At 62.7% G+C, this 22,193-nt stretch carries 20 protein-coding genes, 2 tRNA genes and 1 pseudogene; 1 reads left to right on the top strand and 22 read right to left on the bottom strand.

What is annotated here, in order from left to right; genetic code table 11:
- The first annotated feature begins 81 nt into the window (after positions 1 to 81).
- Positions 82 to 2,112 (top strand): 3-hydroxyacyl-CoA dehydrogenase NAD-binding domain-containing protein, encoded by a 2,031-nt coding sequence (locus C0617_RS11135; protein WP_291317095.1) that lies wholly within the window; start codon positions 82 to 84, stop codon positions 2,110 to 2,112.
- A gap of 153 nt (positions 2,113 to 2,265) precedes the next feature.
- Here C0617_RS11135 and C0617_RS11130 read toward each other — a convergent pair whose 3' ends face one another.
- The 22 genes and pseudogenes from C0617_RS11130 to C0617_RS11020 all read right to left on the bottom strand — a co-directional run bounded on the left by C0617_RS11130 (position 2,266) and on the right by C0617_RS11020 (position 22,134).
- Entirely contained in the window at positions 2,266 to 2,421 is a 156-nt protein-coding gene (locus C0617_RS11130) for a hypothetical protein (RefSeq protein ID WP_291317094.1), read from the bottom strand.
- Positions 2,422 to 2,599: 178 nt separating this feature from the next.
- Entirely contained in the window at positions 2,600 to 3,151 is a 552-nt protein-coding gene (locus C0617_RS11125) for a helix-hairpin-helix domain-containing protein (protein WP_291317093.1), read from the bottom strand.
- 2 nt (positions 3,152 to 3,153) lie between these two features.
- Positions 3,154 to 4,725 carry a citramalate synthase gene (gene cimA / locus C0617_RS11120; protein ID WP_291317092.1) on the bottom strand — a complete coding sequence of 524 codons (1,572 nt, stop codon included), beginning with the start codon at positions 4,723 to 4,725 and terminating at the stop codon, positions 3,154 to 3,156.
- Positions 4,726 to 4,778: 53 nt separating this feature from the next.
- Positions 4,779 to 6,011 (bottom strand): annotated as a pseudogene (locus tag C0617_RS11110) (aspartate kinase).
- A gap of 54 nt (positions 6,012 to 6,065) precedes the next feature.
- A complete protein-coding gene (gene lpdA / locus C0617_RS11105) occupies positions 6,066 to 7,481 on the bottom strand; it encodes a dihydrolipoyl dehydrogenase (protein WP_291317090.1) in 1,416 nt (471 codons plus the stop codon).
- Positions 7,478 to 7,969, bottom strand: coding sequence for a tRNA (adenosine(37)-N6)-threonylcarbamoyltransferase complex ATPase subunit type 1 TsaE (gene tsaE, locus C0617_RS11100; RefSeq protein ID WP_291317089.1), 492 nt, complete (start codon positions 7,967 to 7,969; stop codon positions 7,478 to 7,480). The genes lpdA and tsaE overlap by 4 nt, the downstream gene beginning before the upstream one ends.
- A 3-nt stretch (positions 7,970 to 7,972) precedes the next feature.
- Positions 7,973 to 8,422, bottom strand: a complete 450-nt coding sequence (locus C0617_RS11095; protein ID WP_291317088.1) for a CBS domain-containing protein — start codon at positions 8,420 to 8,422, stop codon at positions 7,973 to 7,975.
- A complete protein-coding gene (locus C0617_RS11090; RefSeq protein WP_291317087.1) occupies positions 8,409 to 9,983 on the bottom strand; it encodes an NAD(P)H-hydrate dehydratase in 1,575 nt (524 codons plus the stop codon). The genes C0617_RS11095 and C0617_RS11090 overlap by 14 nt, the downstream gene beginning before the upstream one ends.
- A complete protein-coding gene (gene acpS / locus C0617_RS11085; RefSeq protein WP_291317086.1) occupies positions 9,980 to 10,366 on the bottom strand; it encodes a holo-ACP synthase in 387 nt (128 codons plus the stop codon). Before acpS ends, C0617_RS11090 begins: the two co-directional genes overlap by 4 nt.
- The gene (locus C0617_RS11080; protein ID WP_363324400.1) at positions 10,363 to 11,088 is read right to left on the bottom strand and encodes a pyridoxine 5'-phosphate synthase; all 726 of its coding nucleotides are present in this window, start codon (positions 11,086 to 11,088) and stop codon (positions 10,363 to 10,365) included. Before C0617_RS11080 ends, acpS begins: the two co-directional genes overlap by 4 nt.
- A 2-nt stretch (positions 11,089 to 11,090) precedes the next feature.
- Positions 11,091 to 12,461, bottom strand: a complete 1,371-nt coding sequence (gene glmM, locus C0617_RS11075) for a phosphoglucosamine mutase (protein WP_291317085.1) — start codon at positions 12,459 to 12,461, stop codon at positions 11,091 to 11,093.
- Positions 12,461 to 13,144 (bottom strand): CdaR family protein, encoded by a 684-nt coding sequence (locus C0617_RS11070; RefSeq protein ID WP_291317084.1) that lies wholly within the window; start codon positions 13,142 to 13,144, stop codon positions 12,461 to 12,463. The genes glmM and C0617_RS11070 overlap by 1 nt, the downstream gene beginning before the upstream one ends.
- A 2-nt stretch (positions 13,145 to 13,146) precedes the next feature.
- Positions 13,147 to 13,935: a diadenylate cyclase CdaA gene (gene cdaA, locus C0617_RS11065; protein WP_291317083.1), complete on the bottom strand. Its 789-nt coding sequence runs from the start codon at positions 13,933 to 13,935 to the stop codon at positions 13,147 to 13,149.
- 116 nt (positions 13,936 to 14,051) lie between these two features.
- Entirely contained in the window at positions 14,052 to 15,269 is a 1,218-nt protein-coding gene (folP, locus tag C0617_RS11060) for a dihydropteroate synthase (RefSeq protein ID WP_291317082.1), read from the bottom strand.
- Positions 15,270 to 17,144, bottom strand: a complete 1,875-nt coding sequence (ftsH, locus tag C0617_RS11055) for an ATP-dependent zinc metalloprotease FtsH (protein WP_291317081.1) — start codon at positions 17,142 to 17,144, stop codon at positions 15,270 to 15,272.
- 101 nt (positions 17,145 to 17,245) lie between these two features.
- On the bottom strand, positions 17,246 to 18,664 hold the full coding sequence (gene tilS, locus C0617_RS11050; protein WP_291317080.1) for a tRNA lysidine(34) synthetase TilS: 1,419 nt from the start codon (positions 18,662 to 18,664) through the stop codon (positions 17,246 to 17,248).
- A 38-nt stretch (positions 18,665 to 18,702) separates the two neighbouring features.
- Positions 18,703 to 18,779 (bottom strand) — tRNA-Met (locus C0617_RS11045).
- A gap of 45 nt (positions 18,780 to 18,824) precedes the next feature.
- Positions 18,825 to 18,901, bottom strand: a tRNA-Met gene (locus C0617_RS11040).
- A gap of 147 nt (positions 18,902 to 19,048) precedes the next feature.
- On the bottom strand, positions 19,049 to 19,717 hold the full coding sequence (locus C0617_RS11035; RefSeq protein ID WP_291317079.1) for an SPOR domain-containing protein: 669 nt from the start codon (positions 19,715 to 19,717) through the stop codon (positions 19,049 to 19,051).
- Between the two features lie 15 nt (positions 19,718 to 19,732).
- Positions 19,733 to 21,418 (bottom strand): arginine--tRNA ligase, encoded by a 1,686-nt coding sequence (argS, locus tag C0617_RS11030; RefSeq protein WP_365889206.1) that lies wholly within the window; start codon positions 21,416 to 21,418, stop codon positions 19,733 to 19,735.
- Between the two features lie 2 nt (positions 21,419 to 21,420).
- Positions 21,421 to 21,603 carry a hypothetical protein gene (locus C0617_RS11025; protein ID WP_291317077.1) on the bottom strand — a complete coding sequence of 61 codons (183 nt, stop codon included), beginning with the start codon at positions 21,601 to 21,603 and terminating at the stop codon, positions 21,421 to 21,423.
- 174 nt (positions 21,604 to 21,777) lie between these two features.
- Positions 21,778 to 22,134 (bottom strand): septum formation initiator family protein, encoded by a 357-nt coding sequence (locus C0617_RS11020; protein ID WP_291317076.1) that lies wholly within the window; start codon positions 22,132 to 22,134, stop codon positions 21,778 to 21,780.
- Positions 22,135 to 22,193: the final 59 nt, after the last annotated feature.

Below are 22,193 nucleotides of genomic sequence, written 5' to 3'. Positions count from 1 at the left end.
ACAAAACCGGCCGTTCCCCCTTGCCCACTCTCAGGCATGCGATATCATTAAAATATATATCAACCCTCACCGGGAGGAGCCATGGGCCGTCATATCCTCATCACCGTAGAAGAAGGCATCGCCCGGGTCACCCTGGACGCGCCGGAGGAAAAGGTCAACATCCTCAATGCCGCCTTCCTCGCCGAGTTCGATTCCATCGCAGGAGAGCTGGCCGCCCGCAGGGACCTGCAGGGCGCGCTCGTTCTCAGCGCAAAAAAGGGTGGATTTATCGCCGGGGCCGACATCGGGGCCATCGAAGGTGTCACCGACCCGGCGGCAGGGACCGCCCTGGCCCGGGAAGGGCAGCGCATCTTCGACCGCTGGGCCGCCCTGCCCTTTCCGGTGGTAGCCGCCATTCACGGCCACTGCATGGGGGGGGGCACTGAATTCGCCCTGGCCTGCCACGGGCGCGTTGCCGCTGACGACGCGGCCATCGCCCTGCCAGAGACCCGCCTGGGGATCCTGCCGGGCTTCGGCGGCACCCAGCGCCTGCCCCGGCTGATCTCCGTCCAGAAGGCCCTCGACATGGTGCTCAGCGGCCGAACGATGGGCGCTGAAGAGGCGTCCCGAACCGGCCTGGTCGATGCCGTTGTCCCCAAGGACCGTCTGCTGGAGCGGGCAACGGAGTTGGTCCGCGAAGCGGCCAACGACAGGCGACGGATTGAGGCTGCCCGAAAAACAAAACGGGGAGGGCTGCGAAACCTTCTCCTTGAAAGGACCGCCCCGGGACGAGCGCTCCTGTTCAGGGTTGCAGAAAAGAATCTCCGACAAAAGATAGGGCGCCACTACCCCGCCCCCCTGAAAGCCCTGGAGGTCATGCGCAAGGGTCTCGGCATGCCCCTGAAACAGGGCTTGGAACTGGAGGCCCTGGAACTCGGACGCCTGATCATCACCCCCGAGTGCAAGAACCTCATCAACGTCTACCATCTGTCCCAGCGCCCCAAGAAGGGGGCGGAGCTTGCAGCCGAACCACTGGAAATTCGCAAGGCGGCCGTCCTCGGAGCCGGAGTCATGGGGGGGGGCATCGCCCAGCTTATCGCCTCGAAAAAAATCTCCGTCATCCTCAAGGACATCCGCCCCGAGGCTGTGGAGAAGGGGTTGGACCACGCCCGGGAGATTTTCACCCGCAAATTCGCAAAGAAAGGCCTGGGGGAGGAGGCGGTTATTAAAAACATGGGTTTCATCACCGTAACAACCAGCTACCGGGAGTTCGAGGGTGTCGATCTCGTGGTCGAGGCGGTGGTCGAGAACATGGGGGTGAAACAGGCGGTCCTTAAGGAGGTAGAGGAAACGCTTTCGGAAGCATCCCTGATAGCGACTAACACCTCAGCCCTCTCGGTCACTGAGCTGCAGAAAGTTTCAGCCCGCCCTCAGCGGGTCGGGGGCCTGCATTTCTTCAACCCCGTTGACCGCATGCCGCTGGTGGAAGTGGTCCGCGGTGAACAGACCTCGGAACAGACCGCTGCCACCCTCTTCGCAACGGCCGTGAGGCTTGGGAAAACCCCTATCATTGTCGCCGACCGCCCAGGGTTCCTGGTCAACCGCCTGCTTGTCGCCTACCTCCTGGAAGCCGTTATGCTGGCCGAAGCGGGGGTGGAACGGGTCTCCCTGGACAAAAGGGTCAAGGACTTCGGACTGCCCATGGGGCCTTTCCGCCTCATTGACGAAGTAGGAATCGATATCGCCGCGGAGGTGGGGACAACACTCGCAGGGGCCTTTCCATACCTGGCAACCTGCCCCTTGCTGGAGCGGGCTGTCGAAAGCGGCCTTGTCGGCAAGAAAGGGGGGGCGGGTTTTTACCTCTACCACGGAGAGCACAGCGCGGGATCGAACCCGGAGGCCGACATTCTGCTTGGCCTGCGCCCCGAAAGAGAAGCCACTGGAGAGGACGTAGAGAGGCTGCTTTACCTCATACTCAACGAGGCGGGCCGCTGTCTGGAGGAACAGGTGGCCATCGCCCCGGAGGACGTCGATACCGGAATGGTCTTCGGAGCCGGTTTTCCGCCGTTCCTTGGAGGACCCTGTCGCTGGGCGGACAACCGGGGCCTACAGGGAGTCGTTCTGTCTCTGTAAAAACTCGCCAAGACCCTGGGTCCGCGGTTTGAACCGTGTGAATATTTGAAACGAAGGGAGCGTTTTTATTCCTGAAAAACTGAAAGCGCCGGGACAGGACCCGGCGCTTCGCATCAATGGTATTGTACGTGGGGCATCCCTGACAGGTTCAGATCACCCGAGGAAAAGGTTGTGGTTGCGGGCTCTGTTGGTCAGGATTGTGGGGTCGACCACCTCCCCGCAGGCGCAACATTTCCAAGCATCGAAAGAGCGAACGAAATCATAGTACTTCTCGGCGTACATTCTGCCTCGGCATTTGGGACATTTCATGATTTTTCCCCCTTTGATATGTTATTCGGCAACAGATGATCTTTGTTGTCTGTTTCATCGTTAACAACTACACATGTCGTGCCAGATCTTGCCGCCGGAAGGAAAAACCCCCGAGCCAAACCCTCCTTATTCCATTTTTTGAAACAATATCGAGCCTTTACACAATTAAAACAATTTGTTAAAAATACATTTTCCAGCGTTCAAGGCGCTTAGGGCCGACCCCCTTAACCCTTTTTACCCCCTCAAGGGCGCCGAAATCGCCATTTTTTTGACGATCCTCTTCGATCCTTCGGGCCAGACTCTCCCCTATTCCGGGCAATGCCTCCCAGTCCTCCAGTGTCATGCGTTCGGGATGCAAGGGGATATTGAGAGCGATACGCTCTGTCGCACTCATCCAACCCCTCTTAACTGCGACAATTTCCCCTTCCACGACTCGGATATCCAGGGTCGCCCCCGCTTGCAGGGGGAAGTCCAGGCAGGGATCCCCAACGATGTCGAACGCCAGGGGAAGACCCGTCACTTTAATGACGCTTCGGATCGACGAACCGTCAGAAATTTGGTGAATTCCTTGCGAAGGAAACCCCTCCCTAAATTTCACCCATACCTCACCCTGTGGTTCCACGAAAAAAGCCGGGGGACCTTCACTTTGGAAGGTCCCCCGGCCGCCGATCCAGGCAAACAGGGACAAAAGAATAAACACCAGCAGGGTCGTCCCGCGGGGAGACGTCAATTTCAGCTCTCCTGGTCCTTAAGAAGCTTGTAGTGCAGGGCATCGACCAGGGCTTGATAGGAGGCGTCGATGATGTTGTCACTCACCCCCACCGTTCCCCAGCGGGATGTCTTGTCCCCGGACTCGATCAGAACCCGGGTAATCGAAGCCGTCCCCTTGCCGGCTGGCAGGACCCTGACCTTGTAGTCGAGCAGGCGCATCTGCTTGAGTTGGGGGTAGAAGTTTTCCAGGGCCTTGCGCAGGGCGTTGTCCAGAGCATTGACCGGACCGTGTCCCTCTGCGGCGGTGTGTTCGATCTTGCCCCCGACCTTGACCTGCACCGTGGCTTCGGACATGGGTATCTCGTCCTCGTGCCTCTTGGTGTCGATGACCCGGAAGCCGATGACCGAGAAGTAGTGGCGGAGGGTCCCCAGGGCGCGGCGCATGAGCAGGTCGAAGGAGGCCTCGGCCCCCTCGAACTGGTAGCCCTTGTTCTCCATCTCCTTGATGTCCTCGAGGATCTCCAGGGTGACGGGGTCTTTGCTGTCGAGGTTGATGTTGAACTGCTCGGCCTTGGCCAGGATGTTGGCGCGCCCGGAGAGATCGGAAACCAGGACCCGGGTGACGTTCCCCACCCGTTCCGGCCGAATGTGCTCGTAGGTTTCGGGATGGCGCTGAATGGCCGAAACGTGAACCCCCCCCTTGTGGGCGAAAGCGGAGTTGCCGACATAGGCCTGGTGTTTGTTGGGGACCAGGTTGGCCAGCTCGTAGATGGTGCGGGAAATCTCGCGCAGCCGCTGCAGTTGTTCGTCGGTGACGCATTCCTTGCCCATTTTGAGGCGCAGAGCGGGAATGATGGAGCACAGGTTGGCATTGCCGCAGCGCTCGCCGAAACCGTTGATGGTCCCCTGGATATGAACGATGCCGCAGTCCACCGCCACCAGGGAGTTGGCCACGGCACACTCGCCATCGTTGTGGGTATGGATTCCAAGGGGAGTGGAGATGGTCTTTTGCACCTCGGCGATGATGCCGGGGATTTCATAGGGCATGGTGCCGCCGTTGGTGTCGCACAGCACAATGCAGTCGACCTTGGCCTCCTGGGCCGCCTGCAGGGTCTTGATGGCGTACTCGGGGTTGGCCTTGTACCCGTCGAAGAAGTGCTCGGCGTCGTAGACGACCTCGCCCACGTGGCTCTTCAAATACTCCAGGGAGTCGTTGATGAGTTCCAGGTTCTCCTCGAGACTGATGCGCAAGGCTTCGCGGACGTGAAAGTCCCAGGTCTTGCCGAAGATGGTGACCGTGTCCGGGTCGGCCTGGATCAGGGTCTGGATATTGTTGTCCTTGTCCGGCGTCGACTTCGCCCTCCGGGTGGAACCGAATGCTGCGATTTTGGCCTGGTTCAGGGAGACTTTCTTGATCTCCTTGAAAAAGGCGATGTCCTTGGGGTTGGATCCGGGCCAGCCGCCCTCGATGTAGTGAATCCCCAGTTCGTCCAACTTCTGGGCGATGCGAATCTTGTCGGCCACCAGGAAGGAAACATCCTCGGCCTGGGTCCCGTCCCTCAGGGTCGTGTCGTACAGTCGGATCAGGTTCATGGCACCACACCTTCATTGAGTCGCGGGGATGGCTTCTCCCCCGGCAGGATGAACTACTCGGGCTTCACGTCTTTCTTCGCCAAACCGAAAGCCTCGTGCAGGACGCGCACGGCAAGTTCGGTGTACTTGGCGTCGACGACGCACGAAACCTTGATCTCGCTGGTGGAGATCATCTGAATGTTGACCCCCTCCTGAGACAGGGTCTGGAACATCTTGCTGGCGACACCCGAGTGGGAACGCATGCCGACCCCGACGACGGAGACCTTGGCGATATCCTCGTCGCTCTACACGCCGCCGGCGCCGATCTCCCTGGCATTCTCCTCGACGATCTTGAGGGCCTTTTTGAAATCGGCCTTGGGAACGGTGAAGGTCATGTCAGTGAACCCCTCGTGGGAGACATTCTGAATGATCATGTCCACGGTGATGTTGGCGTGGGACAAGGGGGAGAAGAGCTGAGCGGCGATCCCCGGCTTGTCGGGAACCCGCATCACCGAAATCTTGGCCTCATCCTTGTTGAACGTAATTCCTGAAACCAGAACGGTCTCCATATCAGCATCCTCCTTCATCACCAGGGTCCCTAGATTGTCGTTAAAACTGGAACGAACGTGGACCACCACGCCGTATTTCTTGGCGAACTCCACAGAGCGGATCTGCAAAATCTTCGCCCCGAGAGAAGCCATCTCCAACATCTCATCGTAGGAGACCTTCTCAATTTTCGAGGCTTCTGGAACGATGCGGGGATCGGTGGTGTAAACCCCGTCCACATCGGTGTAGATCTCGCAGACATCGGCCTTGAGCCCGGCAGCAACGGCCACCGCAGAGGTATCGGAACCGCCCCGGCCGAAAGTGGTGATGTTCCCTTCCTTGTCCGCCCCCTGGAAGCCGGCCACCACGATGATGGTTCCCTTCTTCAGGTCTTCGCGCACCTTTTTGTCTTCGATCTTCTCGATGCGCGCCTTGGAGAAGGTGTTGTCGGTGCGAATCGCGATCTGATGACCGAGATAGCTTTTGGCCTTGTAGCCCATCGACTGCAGGCACATGGAGAGCAGGGCAATGGTCACCTGCTCGCCGGTGGATACAAGCACGTCATATTCGCGCTCGCTGGGAAATTCGGATATCTCGTTGGCCAGGGCCACCAGTTTGTTGGTCTCCCCGGCCATGGCGGAGACGACCACGACAACGTCGTTGCCTTCGTCGTAGGTTTTGGCCACCCGCCGGGCGACATTGCGAATCTTTTCAATCGACCCGACGGACGTTCCGCCGTATTTCTGCACAACCAATGCCATGGTTTTGGATTCCTCCTTTTGCCTGAACCGGACGCCGAGGCGGCCGCAGTTTCATCATGCCTTCTTTGCCGGGGCCCGTCCCGCTTTACGCCCCACCTTGTGCACGGCGCGCCCTGCTGTGTCCTCGGCGGCCTCTTTTATCATCTCCGGCAGGGTGGGATGGGAATGGATCACCTCCCCGAGTTCGACGGCGGTCATCCAGCCGCTCATGGCGGCAGCGACCTCGGCGATCAGGGTCGACGCCTCGTCCCCGACGACCGCAGCCCCGAGAATTTTTCCATCCCCCCGGTCAGACACGACCTGCACCGACCCCCGCACCTCTCCGGCACACAGAGCCTTGCTCGATGCCTGGTAGGCGAATCGCCCGACCCGGGTCTCGATCCCCTTCTCCTTGCAGGCGGCCTCGCTCAAGCCGACCTGGCCGATTTCGGGAAGGGTGAAAAGAGTGCTGGGAACGACACGGTAGTCGGCCCGGGCATCCCCCCCCAGGGCATTGGTGACGGCCACCCCGGCCTGGTAGGAGGCCACGTGAGCCAGTTGAATCCCCCCGGTGACATCCCCGATGGCATAAACCCCTTCGGCGGATGTCGCCATGCGGTCATCCACAGCCACGGCGCCATTTTCGAGGCGAACGCCAGACTCCTCGAGACCGAGGCCATGACTGTTGGGCACCCGGCCAACGGCCACCAGAGCCTTCTCGACAACCAGACTCTCACCGCCGCCGAGGCGAACCTTGACCCCTCCCTCGACCACGTCCAGAGCCTCGACGGCCGTCCCTGTGTGAACGGCAACCCCGGCCTCTCGCAGGGACTTCTCCACTTCCCGCACGGCCAGCCGGTCGGTATGGCCCAGCAGAGTCGGCAACAACTCGACAACGGTGACCTTGGTGCCAAAGGCGCTAAAAATACTGGCAAACTCGCACCCGATATAACCGCCGCCGACAACAAGCAGGCTGCGGGGCAGATCCTTCATAGCAAGAATTTCATTGCTGGTCAAAACATTTTTCCCGTCCACGGGAAGGCCCTTCGGACGGGCAGGGAGTGACCCCGTGGCGAGGATGATACGCCTGGCCCGGATATGCCCCACGACCTCGGCCCTGCGGATGCGAATCCTCCCCTCGCCCTCGAGGGAGGCGCGGCCGCGGAAGACCTCGACCCCGTGTCCCTTGAGAAGTTGTTCCACCCCGCGGACCAGCTTCTCCACCACCTGGTCCTTGCGACGGGCGGCCTGGGGAAAATCGAATCCAAGCTCGCCAACCCGAATGCCGTGCTCGCCCGCCGAACGGATATGGTGCATCAGACGGGCGGTACTGTAGAGAGCCTTGGTCGGAATGCACCCCCGATTCAGGCAGGTCCCGCCGACCTCGTCGTCCTCGATCAGGCAAACGCAAGCGCCCGCCTGGGCGGCGCGAATGGCGGCCACGTATCCGCCGGGGCCGGCCCCGACAATGGCAACATCGAACTCTTTCATTGCGCAGCTCTCCCCTGCGTCCAATGGGACGCCAGTTGCTCCAGCAAGCTCTCCGCCCCCACCCCCCGCGCCCGGAAGATCAGACTCCGGGCACATTCATCCTCGTATTCCAAATCGACCATGAGGCCTTCCTGGTCCGAACCGGGCATCCGCTCCGCCCACTCCACCACCGCCACCCCGGTTCCGTGCAGATACTCGGTCAAGTCCAAGTCTTCCAGGTCCTCGGGATGGGCGAGGCGATAGAGGTCGAAGTGAAAAAGCTGCAGACGACCGCTATACGCATTCATGAGGGTGTAAGAGGGACTGGTGACGGGTTCAGCGGGAGAAACCCCGAGGCCCCGGGCCAGCCCCTGAACAAAGCAGGTCTTGCCCGCGCCCAGGTCACCGCGCAGATAAATGCGTTGCGGCCCGGCTATCAGCTCACCAAGCAGTTGCCCGAGACGGCGCGTCTCTTCCGGCGATGCCGTTTCATGGGCCCACTGCCGCATGGCCTAGGCGCCCATGGCGCGAATGATGTCCAACCTGGCCACCACCCCGACCAGCTTCTTTCCCTCGACCACCGGGATGAGGTGGGCCTTCTTTTCCACCATCAGTTCGGCGATGGCGCTCACCGAAGTCTCAGGCGTACAGGTGGCCACGTCCCGGGAGCAAATATCGCCAACCTTTTGGGCGGTAATGCGTTTGACCTCCTCGCGGAAACTCTTTTCGCTCTCCAGGTAAAGAACCCAGTCGAAAAGTGAAATCACCGTCGGGATGTGGAGGGGCTTGTCCTGGGCGACCAGATCGGTTTCCGTAACCACCCCCCGCAGCCCCCCGGCGTCGTCGACAACAGGCAGGGCGCTGACGCCCTTTTCCTGAAAGAGGCGAGCCAATTCCTCCACCCCCGTCTCTTCGGTCACCGTGTGAACCGCTTTTGTCATGATGTCCTTAGCTTTGCGCATGCTTCCCTCCATGGATGAGTAGTTGCTTTCGGGCGGCAGGAATTTCCGCCAGCAGATCGCCGGCCAGCATCCCGGCATCGCCCATGCGGGACAGGATGCGGTCGGCGGCCAGGCCGTGCAGAAAAACCCCGAGGGTGGCCGCCTCTTCAACCTTCATGCCCTGGGCAAGCAGGCCCCCGATCACCCCGGTCAACACGTCCCCCATGCCGCCGCTGGCAAGCCCCGGGTTGCCGCTGCCGTTGATGCGAACCCTGCCGTCGGGAAATGCGACCACGGTCCGCGCCCCTTTGAGAACCAGCACCACCCCGTACTGCCGGGCAAAATCCCGGGAGACGCCAAGGCGGTCCGCCTCGACCTCGGCCACGGTGCCGCCAGTCAGGCGGGCCATCTCTCCCGGGTGGGGGGTCAGGACCGCCGGCCGGCCGCTGCGCTCCCCGAGAGGGGAAGGATCTGGCGCCAGAGCGTTGATCCCGTCGGCATCCACAACCAGAGGCAGGGGACATTCCCGGACCAGGCGTCGCACCAGGTCCCGGACCTCTTCGGTCTGCCCCAGGCCGGGACCGAGAGCGACAGCCTCCTTGCCGGCCCAGTGAAAGCGAAGCGCCTGCAGTGCCTGAAGACTGACCGCCCCGTCCACCTCCGGCAGGGGAGCGGTCATGGCCTCGGTGAGCTTGGTCTCGAGAACCCCGTGCACCCCTGCCGGGCAGGCCAAGGTCACCAGCCCCGCCCCGGCCCGCAGCCCGCCCTCGGCGGTCAGCGCCGCAGCGCCTGATTTTCCGGTGGAACCTGCCACCACCAACAGGTGGCCGAAGGTCCCCTTGTGCCCGGAGAACGGTCGGGGCGGCAACAGGGCTGCCGCCTCGGCGCTCTCCACGAGAAGCAGGGCGTCCCCCGCGCCATCGGCCACGGTGGCGGGAATGCCGATGTCGACCGTAAGCAGTTCTCCGCACAGCCCGGCGCCCGGGAAAACCGCGTGACCGACCTTGGCGAAGGCGAATGTGACCGTGCTGTCAGCCCGTACCGCCCGACCGAGGATACACCCCGTGCTTCCGTCGAGCCACGAAGGGATGTCGACCGCCAGGACCTGGGCACCGGAGTCGTTGATCCAGTCGATGGCCAGGGCGTAGGCGCCGCGGACTTCCGAGGTCAAGCCGGTCCCGAGCAGGGCATCGACCACGAGGGTGTCCCCCCGGCCTTTATCAAGAGCCGCCCGTAGTGCCCCCTCGTCCTCGGCGAAGTCAATGTCTCCGCCGCTGTTGCGCAGTGCCCGCAAGTTGACGCCGGCATCTGCGCCGACAGACTCGGCCGAGGCGAGCACCACGGTGCGAACCTGCCAGCCCCGATCAAGCAGGTGGCGGGCGATGACGTAGCCGTCGCCGCCGTTATTCCCCTTGCCCGCAAGGACCAGAACGGGCCCCGGCTTCAGGGACGCGAAGCGCCGGCAGAGATGCTCTGCGGCGCCGCGCCCGGCATTCTCCATGAGTACGACGCCGGGGATCCCGACCTCCTCGATGGTGCGCCGGTCCAGTTCGCGCATCTGGTCCGCTGTGACCAGTCTCATGCTCCCTCCAGGATGACGCTGGCCATGCCGTACTGGCCCTCGTGGCTGTAGGAGAGATGAACGGCCAGCAGGGACCGCTCGCGGAATATTTCGGCGGCCCGCCCGGAAAGGTGCAGCGACGGACAGCCCAGCTCGTCCTTCACCACTTCCATGTCCTGCCAGCTGAGGCCATCCCGCAAGCCGAGACCGAGGGCCTTGAGAAAAGCTTCCTTGGCAGCGAAGCGCACCGCCAGAAAAGGGGCCGGGTCCTTCCGGGCCAGGGCGTAGGCCTTCTCCCCCTCCGTAAAGATGCGGTCGATAACACCCGTCTTGCCTTCGGCCAAAAAACGGCGAAACCGCTCGATCCGGGCCAGGTCCACGCCGTGGCCGGCGATGGGGCTCAAAACACTCCGCCCCGAACGAGACCCAGCATCTCCCCCACGGCGCGCTCCAAGCCGACCAGGACGGCCCGGGATACGATGCTGTGACCGATATTGAATTCCTCCACCCCGCCGAGGGCGACCACGGGCTGAATGTTGCGGTAGTCGAGGCCGTGCCCGGCGTTGACTCCCAGGCCCTGCCCACGGCCCTCCCGGATCGCCGCCTCCAGCTTGGCCAGTTCGGCGGAGCGCTCCGCCGCCCCGGGAGCATCGCAATAGGTCCCGGTGTGGATCTCCACCAGGTCCGCCTCCACGTCCCGGGCTGCCCGGATCTGAGCCGGGTCGGGATCGACGAACAGACTGACCGGCAGCCCCTCCGCGCGCATCCGCCCGATCGCCTCCTGAAGGTGGGCGCGGTGCTGAAGGACGTCAAGCCCACCCTCGGTGGTCAGCTCCTCCCGCTTCTCCGGCACGAGGGTGACGCAGTCCGGCCGCACCCGCAGGGCAATCGCCACCATCTCCTCGGTAGCCGCCATCTCCAGGTTGAGCCGCGTCTTGACCGTCTGCCGCAACAGCTCCACGTCCCGATCCTGGATGTGGCGCCGGTCTTCGCGAAGATGGACGGTGATGCTGTCGGCCCCGGCCAGTTCCGCCAGGGCGGCGGCGGTCACCGGGTCTGGCTCCACGGTCCCCCGGGCCTGGCGCACGGTGGCGACATGGTCCACATTGACTCCCAGCATAGCCACGGCTACTTACCCTCCCTCTTGCCGCCCATGTGCTTTTCGATGGCCAACCCGATCTCGTGAGCCAACTCGGTGACCTGGTACTTGTCCTGGCCCTCCAGCATGACCCTCAACAGCGGTTCAGTCCCCGAGTAGCGCACCAGAACCCGGCCTTCGGAACCGAGCTTCTTTTCAGCAGCCTCAATAACCTTTTGCACCTCGGGAACTTCCTTGAGATCACGGCGTTCGGCCACCCGCACGTTGACCAGCACCTGGGGCAGAGCGACCATCACCCTGGCCAATTCAGAGAGGGGTTTTCCGGTCTGCTGCATGATGGCAAGAAGTTGCAGGGCGGAGATCATCCCGTCGCCGGTGGTATTGTGGTCGAGGAAAATCATGTGCCCCGACTGCTCTCCACCGAGATTATAGCCGTGGCGGCGCATCTCTTCCACCACGTAGCGGTCGCCGACCGCCGTTTTGACAACCTTGCCCCCTGCCTTGCGAAGAGCGATATCAAGGCCCATGTTACTCATCACCGTGGCCACGAGAGTGTTTTTGTGCAGTCGCTTCTCGGCCAGCATGCGCGTTGCACAGATAGCCATGATGTGGTCGCCGTCGACTTCACTGCCGAACTCGTCGACGAAAATCACCCGGTCCGCATCCCCGTCGAGGGCCATGCCCAGGTCCGCCCGGTACTCCTGGACCGCCTCGGCGATCACATTGGGATAAAGGGAACCGCAGCCGGAATTGATGTTGGTGCCGTTGGGGGAAATCCCGAAGCGGATGACCTCGGCACCGAGTTCCTCGAGAACCGCCGGCGCCACCTTGTAGGCCGCCCCGTTGGCGCAATCCAGAACGATGCGCAACCCTGTCAGGTCGAGGTCTCGGGGAAATGCATGTTTGAGAAAGACGACATAGCGCCCCTGGGCGTCGTCGATGCGAAAAGCCTTGCCCACCTCCGCAGCCGTAGGACGCAACGAATCGATCTTGTGGGAGAAGATCAGTTCCTCGATCTCCAGCTCGGTTTCATCGGGAAGCTTGAACCCGTCCCGGGAGAAGAACTTGATCCCGTTGTCCTGGTAGGGATTGTGGGAAGCGGAGATCACCACCCCGGCGTCGGCGCGCATGGAGGAGGTGATGAAGGCGATCCCCGGCGTCGGCAGTGGGCCGACCTGGAGGACATCGACCCCCATGGAGCAGATGCCGGCGGCCAGGGCATTCTCGATCATGTATCCCGAAAGCCGGGTGTCCTTGCCAATGACCACCCGGTGCCGCTTATTTTCCTTCTTGAACACGTAGCCCGCGGCACGCCCCAACTGCATGGCCATCTCGGTGGTCATGGGGTGGATGTTGGCCACGCCCCTGACCCCGTCGGTGCCAAAAAGCTTCTTTTTCATCACTCGATTTTCCCTCCTTGTTCTCCCGGATCGACTGGTTCGACCGACTCAATAGTCACCTGAACCTCCGCCGTCTTTTGTTCCTTTAGGGAGGTATAGCGCCCTTCGTAGTTGAAGGGGACCATGAGGGTGAAACTCTCCCTGACTTGTGCCAGATCCACAACTTCGGTAACCACCTCGGCCACATCCTTCAGCTCACTCTCGGCACCCAGCACCGTTGCCGATTTCGGCTCGGTCCGCACCGAGATGACCTGAAAGCCCTCGGCGGGGGCCCCCGCCAGAACAACCCGGATCGGAACCGACTTTTCCTTGACCCGCTCCAGCTTCACATCAACGAAGGAGGGCGAGAGCCGGGTGACCTTCAGAGCGCGGGGAATATTGAGACGCTCCTCCAAGCGCTTGAAGGAGGTCAGGCCCGGTTGCAGATCCTTCAGGTCAACGGAGATCCCGATATCGGCCGGGCTCAGATTTGCCAGTATTGTGCGTGGACCGCTGATGCGCACATCGACCAGGCGGGGCACCTCGTTGGAGACCATCATCCCCGAAGGAACGTTCTGCAGTTCGAGCTGCACTGCATAACCGACCTCAAGGTTCTGCTCCCCCATGACGAAAAACCACATCACCAGGGCGAAGACGAGGGACAGCAGTTTCAGCAGCCAGTTTTCGGTCAGTAGCTTGAGCATGGTCAGGTACTCTTCTTCTTGGCGGGGCGGGGCTCGAGCAGCCGCTTCAAAACCCGCTTCAGGGTTGTGGAGTCGAGATCCCGGGTGATGCGTCCCCCGACCACCACCGAGATCTTGCCCGTCTCCTCCGACACGACGATGGCCACCGCATCGACCAGTTCGGTCAGGCCGATGGCAGCCCGGTGCCGGGTGCCGAGGGCCTTGCTGACATTGGGATTCTGGGTCAGGGGCAGAAAACAGCCGGCCCGCTTGAGGCGGCCCTGCTGGATGACCAGGGCTCCGTCGTGAATGGGTGAGTACGGCAGAAAAATGGAAGCGATCAGGTCGCTGGAGACTTTGGCGTCGATCTCCACCCCGACCTCGAGAAAATCCTTGAGGCCGGTCTCGCGCTCGATGACGATCAGGGCGCCGATGCGCTTGTTGGCCATGTTGACGCTGGCCCTGACCAGCTCCTCCATGACCTCGGTCTCCTCGCGATAGGAGAGATCGGCAAAAAAGGGATTGCGCCCCACGTGCATGAGGGCGCGGCGGATATCACTCTGGAAGATGACGATGATGACCAGAATGATGGAGGAGAGGAAGTTGTCCAGCAGCCAGCGCAGGGTGTAGAGCCCCGTCGCCTGGGAGATCACGTAGACGATCAGGATAACCGCCAGGCCGAGGAGCATCTGGACGGCGCGGGTCCACTTGATGAGCAGGATGATGCGATAGATGATGTAGGCGACCAAGGCGATGTCGAGCAGGTCGAGCAGCCACCGGAAGTCTTTGAGAAAGTCGAGCAGTCCGCTCATCGCACCCAGGCCTCAGTCAGAATCAACCCCGCCCGGCCGATTCGGTCCGGGCAATCTCTCCGCATCCTGCTCATCCGGCAGCTGCCTCGAACCACCCAGCCGGTTCGAATCCTGCGTCACTCCCCGGCCTGTTCCTGCCAGCAGACCGCCGAGGCCATCAGCGCCGCCTCCCGGGCCGGCCCCACGTCATGGACCCGGAAAATCCGGGCGCCTTGGGCCACGCCGAGAGCGACGGTGGCCAGCGTCCCGGAGAGGCGATCCCCGGGCTCCTTGCGGCCGAGCACCGTGCCGACAAAACTCTTGCGCGACGTTCCCAGCAGAATCGGTCGTCCCAGAGCCCGCAACTCGCCGAGGCGGCGTAGGATTTCCAGGTTTCCCTCGAGGTCCTTGCCGAAACCGATGCCGGGGTCGAGGGCGATCTTGCTCTCCGACACCCCCGCCTCCCGGGCCAGCTTCAGACTATGCTCCAGGTAGTCGCATATCTCCCCGAGCAGGTCGCCGTAGCGCGTGTCACTTTGCATCTGCTCGGGACGCCCCCGGGTATGCATCAGGAACAGCCCAGCACCGCCTCGCGCAACCGTCTCCGCCATCTCGGGATCAAAGCGAAGACCGCTGACATCGTTGACGAATTCGGCACCTGCGGCAACAGCCTCCCGGGCCACGACGGCTTTGGTGGTATCGACGGAGACGGGAACATCGAGATCCCGGCGCAGGGCCTTCACGATCGGGACCACCCGGTCCAGCTCCTCATCGAGAGCCACGGGCGGCGCCCCGGGACGGGTGCTCTCCCCGCCGACGTCAATGATATCGGCCCCTTCCTCCACCATCTGACGGGCCCTTTGCAGGGCCCGCTCCGGGGAGGCGAAGCATCCGCCGTCGGAGAAGGAGTCGGGGGTGACGTTCAAGATCCCCATGACCAGCGGCCTCTGCAGGCTCAACCGGCATGATCGCCCCTCGAGATGCAGCGGGGGATGATCCAGGCGCTGCAGCAACCGACCGATGTCAGCAGCGAGTTCCGCCAGACCGAAAGGTTGACTGGGCAGGCGCCGGCACAACTGGCGGAGCGTCTTGAGGGACCCGATGAGAATAACGTCGGTCTCGGGAATGGCGCAGGACACACTGCCCCTTGCCACGGCCGCATCCCCGCCGATTGCAAGCATCTCCTGTTTGAGGATATTGGCCGCCCGACAGGAAACCCCCTGGATCTTGATCAGGGTCCGCACCATCTTGGCGGCCATGCGCTCGGCTCCGGAGGGGTCGGCTCCGATCCGAAGGATTTCCCGGTGTCCCTGGCGCTCGTCCTCGATACAGAGAAGGCGCGGCGTGAAGGCCATCTATTCCGTCGGGGAAACGGATTCTTCGACGCAGGGACCGGCACCGGGCGCCACGGTTTCGCCGCCGCCGTCTCCCGATGCTGCAGACGCTTCGCCGAAGACCATCCGGCGGATCTCCGCACCGTCCAGGTTTTCCCGCTCCAGCAGGGCCTCGGACACCTCGACCAGGCTGTCCTTGTGGGCAGTGAGGATGTCGCGGGTGCGGTCGTAGTTGGCCTTCACGATGTCGCGAATCTCGCCATCGATCTCGATGGCCGTCGCCTCGCTGTAGTTTTTGACGTGTCCCATGTCGCGCCCCAGGAAGACCTCCCCTTCTTTCTCGCCGAAGGTCACCGGGCCGATTTTGTCGCTCATCCCCCACTCGCAGACCATCTTGCGGGCGATAGCCGTCGCCCGCTCCAGATCGTTGCTCGCGCCGCTGGTAATGGTCGAGAAGCTCAGTTCTTCGGCCACCCGCCCGCCGAGCAGGGTACAGATCTTGGTGTGCAGCCCCTCCTTGGTCTCGTTGTACTTCTCCTCCTCGGGCAGGTACATGGTTACCCCCATGGCCCTGCCGCGAGGGATGATGGACACCTTGTGAACCGGGTCGGCCCCGGGGATGAACATCGCCACCAGGGCATGGCCGGCCTCGTGGTAGGCGGTGACTTTCTTCTCTTCCTCGGTGATGACCATGGAGCGTCGCTCGGCACCCATCATCACCTTGTCCTTGGCCGCATCCAGATCCTCGTTCTCCACCTGGGTCTTGCTCCGCCGCGCCGCAAGCAGGGCCGCCTCGTTCACCAAGTTGGCAAGATCCGCGCCGGAGAAGCCGGGAGTCCCCTTGGCAACCACCTCAAGATCGACGCTCGGATCGAGGGGCACCTTGCGCGCGTGAACCTGAAGGATCTTGGACCGCCCCTTGATATCGGGACGGGGCACCACCACCTGCCGATCGAATCGCCCGGGGCGCAGCAGAGCCGGGTCGAGGACATCGGGACGGTTGGTGGCGGCGATAAGGATCACCCCCTCGTTCGACTCGAAGCCGTCCATCTCGACCAACAACTGATTGAGGGTCTGCTCCCGCTCGTCATGGCCGCCGCCCAGACCGGCGCCGCGGTGGCGGCCGACAGCGTCGATCTCGTCAATGAAGATGATGCAGGGAGCGTTTTTCTTGCCCTGGACGAAGAGATCCCGGACCCGGCTCGCGCCGACCCCGACGAACATCTCCACGAAATCGGAGCCCGAGATGGAGAAGAAGGGCACCCCCGCCTCCCCTGCGATGGCCCGGGCCAGAAGGGTCTTGCCGGTTCCGGGCGAACCGACCAACAACACCCCCTTGGGAATGCGCCCGCCGAGGCGGGTAAACTTCTTTGGATCCTTGAGGTAAGAGACGATCTCTTCCAACTCGTCCTTGGCCTCGTCAATACCGGCTACATCCTTGAAAGTGACTTGCCCCTGGGTTTCGGAGAGGAGCTTGGCCTTGCTCTTGCCGAAACTCATCGCCTTTCCGCCGCCGGACTGCATCTGCCGCATGAAGAAGATCCAGACCCCGATCAAAAGAAGGATCGGCCCCCATGAGACCATCAGGGTAAACCAGAAGCTCCGGTCCTCCTGGGGTTTGGCCTGAATGACAACCCCCTTCTCGCGAAGCTCGACGATCAAGCTGGGGTCTTCGGGCGTGTAGGTTTTGAACGACTCATCGTCCTGATACTTCCCCTCGACGGTAGAGCCCTGGACCGTAACCTCGCGGACCTTCCCCTCATCCACGGCTTCCAGGAAAGCCGTGTAGGTGATGGGCACCTGATCGCGGTCCTTCTGGGTCATCATGTTGAAAAGCAGGATCATCACCAGTGAGATGACCAGCCACAGCGCGAGATTTTTATAGAACTGATTCACATTTCCCCCTAAAGCCGGTAGTTTTTGCGGTCGCGCCAGCCCCCATTAAAAACTGCGACGGCACGTTGACCAGAACGAAATCTATCACAAACCCCGTGATTTCACAACCGAATTGTCGAAACTCCCTGACGGTTCAAGACCATCCTCAACACAGTGCCTGAAGCGTCCTCGGGGCGGGCTCCCTCGCATCGCCTCACCCCCGCGACCCACAAGATTTCTCCGAATGCCTCTACCAGGAGAATCCGGCCGCGCGCCTCGGTATCGACCTTCTCATCGACAAAGAAATCCTTGAGCTTTTTCCTGCCCTCCATCCCCGAGGGACGGAACCGGTCGCCGGGGCGAACGGTCCGAACCAGAAGGGGGAAGGAAACCTTCGCGGCGGCGAATTCAACGGCATCACGGCCTTCGCCCCAAGCACCGTCCTCCAGACTGACGGCCAGTTCATTGCCATCCGGCAGGCGATAGCGCCCCGGGCCGGGAATGGACAGTGAAACGACCGGTGCTGGCCCGGGAGGACTCCGTCGCAACCACAGCCGGTCGTAGCGGCGAGCTGCCCAAGCCCCCGGCAGGTGGCATTCGGCCTGGGGGCGCCGGCCGGACAGGACCTCATCCAGGGCTTCGATGTGCGCGGCGCAGATCCCCATGGAACTCCCGCGCACCTGCGCCAGGGCACGGCGCAGCACCCGACTGCGCAGTGCGGGGTGAAGGGCCAGAAGACCCTCCCGCTCCAGCCAGAGTTCGCCGGCCTCGACGCGGCCGACCCGCTCCAGGGCCCGCAGTTCCTCGCCGCGCCAGAAATCCTCCTCCCCGGCCAAGCGCTTGCTGAGCCGGGCAAAGTGCTCTTCGATCCGGGGATTGAACTGCCTCAAAAGGGGCAGAAGTTCATGGCGGATTCGATTGCGGGTCAAGGCAAGATCAGCATTGCTGCCGTCTTCGACGTGGCCGAGGCCGTGCCGGGCGAGATAGTCTAGAATCTGGGCCTTCGACACTTCCAACAGGGGGCGAATGAAGGGGCCGCTCTTCGGCTGCATGGCCGCCAGACCGGTGGTTCCACTCCCTCTCACCAGGCGGTGAAGAAAGGTTTCGGCCTGATCCCCCCGGTGGTGCCCGAGAGCGATCGCAGCGCTCCCCTCCCGTCCCGCCACTTCCAGCAGAAAGCTGCGGCGCACATCCCGGGCAGCCTCCTCCAGCCCCTGACGCCGCTCCCGTGCGAGGCTGGGGAGATCCACCCTCTCGACAGTCAGGGAAACGTCCAGGTCACGACAGAGACGGCGCACGAAATCGGCGTCGTCAACGCTTTCTGGGCGAATTCCGTGATCGAGGTGAGCGACGGACAGGACAAGGTCGAGTTGATGGCCAAGGGAATGAAGCAAGTGCAGCAGGGCCACCGAATCGGCTCCGCCGGAAACCGCAACAAGGACCCGGTCTCCGGCGGAGACCAGGCCTTCTTCCAGCAGTTTCCCACGAACCGTCTCGATCATGGCGCTTTCAGGGATGGGAGGCGCGGGGCACAAACGCAAAACCCCCTCCGGAAACCGGAGAGGGTTTTGCGTCGAAATGGTGGCGGTGCAGAGATTCGAACTCCGGACACTGCGGATATGAGCCGCATGCTCTAACCAACTGAGCTACACCGCCGTGGATGTATGAAGCAGACCTCCCCCGGGGGAGATCGTGACACCTTGGTTGCGGGGGAAGGATTTGAACCTCCGACCTTCGGGTTATGAGCCCGACGAGCTACCAGACTGCTCCACCCCGCGTCAGGGACTTGGAAATTTACCCAGATGGCCGGGCAAAGTCAAGACATTTTTTCGCCTTCTTCCGGAGCCTGCCGATGGGATCGAAAAGGCGAATCGCCGCCCGGGCGAACGGCAAACTCAACCGCGGCTGCCGGCGCCCTGATGTCCTCAGCGCTTTTTGACGATACCGGAGAGCTTGTCCTGCTTCTGAAGTCGTTCAACGGTCCGAACCGCATCGTCGGTCTTGGCGAAGGGGCCGACCAGAACCCGATGCCAGGTTCCCTTTTCGCCGAGGTCGGCCTCCTGGGTATAGGCCGCATAACCGCCACCGAGAAGACGTTGGCTGAGCTTGTGGGCCTCCTCGGCTTTGCGGAAGGAGGCAACCTGCACGACGTAGTCTCCATCGGGGGCCGTCCCGGCATCCTCGACGGCCCTGGTGGAGACCACCTTAGGAACAGCCGGCGATTCGGTCCGGGATGACTCCGCGGCTGTGGGCTTCTTGACGCCGCTTCCCTGGGGGGGGAGGTTGATTCCGCTGCCCAGAGGAGGCTGCTGCCCCTGAGGCAGGGTGTCGAAAAAGGTCAGCCCTGCGTTGGCAGGCTTGGCCGGCGCAGGCTTCTCCGCGGGGGCCACGGCCTGCGGCGCCTTTTTCTCCACCGGTACGCGTTCCCGCTCGGCGGCAGGCGGAGGGGCGGGAACTTCGGGATGGCCGCTTTGACCCACCAGAACCCCGAGGCCGAAACTCACAAGGGAAACGGCGAGGATCAGCCCCAGCAGGACCAGTGCGCTCTTCCTCTCCATGCGTCGCTCGCTGCGCGTGACGACCCGTTTTACCATGGCGATACTCCCCAGCTACATCTGCTCGGGGGCGGACACCCCCAGCAGGGTCAAGGCGTTTGCAAGGACGGTGCGAATGGTATTCACCAGGTAGAGCCGAGCCCGGCTCGTCTCGAGGTCCTCCCCGAGGACCCGGTGGAGGTTGTAGTAGCTGTGGAACTGGGCAGCCAACTCCTGCAGGTAGAAGACAACGCGGTGCGGCTCAAGGCTGCGGGCGGCGCCCTCAACCGTCTCCGGATAACGGGCAAGGCGCCTAGCCAGAGCCAGCTCCTCGTCGAGGAGCAGCTTGTCGAAGTCGACCTCGCCAAGGCCGGGCACCGCCACTCCCGCCTCTGCGGCGTTGCGATTGACGCTGCAGACCCGGGCGTGGGCATACTGCACGTAGTAGACGGGATTGTCGGAACTCTGTTCCTTGGCCAGGTCGAGGTCGAAAGTCAGCTGGGCGTCGGTGCGACGCATGAGGAAGAAGAAGCGGGTGGCGTCGCGGCCGACCTCGTCGATCAGGTCGCGCAGGGTGACGTAGCTGCCGGCGCGCTTGGATATCTTGACCTCCTCGCCGCCACGCAGCACGGTCACCATCTGGTGCAGCACGTAGTCGGGCCAGCCCTTGGGGATGCCGGCTTCGAGCCCCTGCAGCCAGGCCCGCACACGGGTCACGGTGCTGTGGTGGTCAGAGCCCTGCTCGTTCACGACCCGGGTAAAGCCCCGTTCCCACTTACCGAGGTGATAGGCAACGTCGGGAACGAAGTAGGTGTAGCTGCCGTTCGCCTTGCGCATGACCCGGTCCTTGTCGTCGCCGAAGTCAGTGGTGCGCAGCCACAGGGCGCCGTCCGCCTCGTAGGTGTGCCCCTGCTCGGTGAGCCGCCGGACCACGGCTTCGACACGCCCCTCGGCGTAAAGACTTGACTCGAGGAAATACCTGTCGAAGCGCACGTCGAAGGCGGCCAGGTCTTGGTCCTGCTCACGGCGCAGGTAGGCAACGGCAAAGCGGCGGATCGCTTCAAGGTCGTCGGGGTCGGCGGCTGCGGAGACCTGCTGATCACCGGCCACGACCGCCTCGCCGGCGAGGTAGGCGCTGGCGACGTCGCGGATGTAGTCCCCCTGGTAGCCGTCGGCCGGCCAGCTCGGGTCGTCCGCCTCGATGCCGCGGCAGCGCGCCTGCACCGACAGCGCCAGGTTGGTGATCTGGGCGCCGGCATCGTTGTAGTAGAACTCGCGGGTCACATCCCAGCCGGTCGCATTGAGGAGGCGGCAGAGACAGTCGCCCACCGCCGCGCCCCGCCCGTGGCCGATGTGGAGGGGGCCGGTGGGATTGGCGCTGACGAATTCCACCTGGACCTTTCGTCCCTCACCGAACCGACCGCGCCCGTACTCGCTTCCGCCCCGAAATACATCGTCGAGCACCCCGTACCAGCAGCGCCGGGAAAGGAAGAAGTTGACAAACCCGGGACCGGCGATTTCGACCCGGTCCCAGAAACCGTCCCCGGGCCCCAGGGCGTCCACCAGGGCCTCGGCGATCTTGCGGGGCGGCTTCTTTTCGGCGCGGGCCAGGAGCATCGCCGCGTTGGTGGCAAAATCACCGTGCTCCGGATTGCCGGGGACTTCCAGGGTGAACTCGGGGATCACTCCGGAGTGAAGGGTCTGTTGGCGATAGCAGGTCTGAAGGGCCTGCTCAATGACGGTTCTCAAACGATCTTTCATAATCAATCGGCGTTTTCCGCGGAATCTTCCGCATCGGTGGGTTGCATGCCCTTCGCCTTGCGCAGGGCGACGTCCTCGCTAAAATCCGGGCAGTGCAGGGTGGAGTCGTCGCCCATGGAAAAACGCTTGACGCAGTTGGCGCGCCAGGCACAGAGGGGGCAAATCTTGCGGGCGTCGCAGGTCATGGGACCCTCCAGAGATTTTTCGGCCAAAATAGCGCTGTATGTTATCCCCTCTTGAGCGCGGCTGTCAAGAAAAGGGCGGGACGAAAAAAGCCCCGGCCGGGGCCGGGGCTCATTGCAATGAAAAACATAATCAAACGGAATTCAAGGGGAGGAGGTTGACCAATTACGGGCCGGTCAATCCTCCTGCGGACTTTCCTTTGGGCCACCGGGACTCTTCGAAGCGTGGGAACCGCCCTGCCCCTTCTCGAGATCCTTCTTACCCGAGGAGAACTGGTAAACAAGTTCATCCTCTTTGACCATTCCCAACTCCCTGCGCGCAATGCTCTCGATGTGCCGACGATCGGAACGCAGCGCCTCGATCTCGCGGCGCAAGGCGTCGTTGGCCTCTTCCCCCCCCTGCACCTCACGTTGAAGGGCATCGCGCTGGCGACCGGCCTGCAGGGCCCGCAGGACCCCCTTGTCGCCGAACAGAGCCAACCCGATCAAAACCAGAACGAGAAGAACCGGAAAGAGGGACCATCTTTGGGGCAAAAGCGATTTCCAGGTGAATCCTGCCTCAGTCATGGGAACAAAAAAAAGGACCTCCTGAG

The sequence above is a fragment of the Desulfuromonas sp. genome, assembly GCF_002868845.1.
Taxonomy (GTDB): domain Bacteria; phylum Desulfobacterota; class Desulfuromonadia; order Desulfuromonadales; family BM501; genus BM501.
This window is presented reverse-complemented; position numbering and strand designations above follow the sequence as displayed.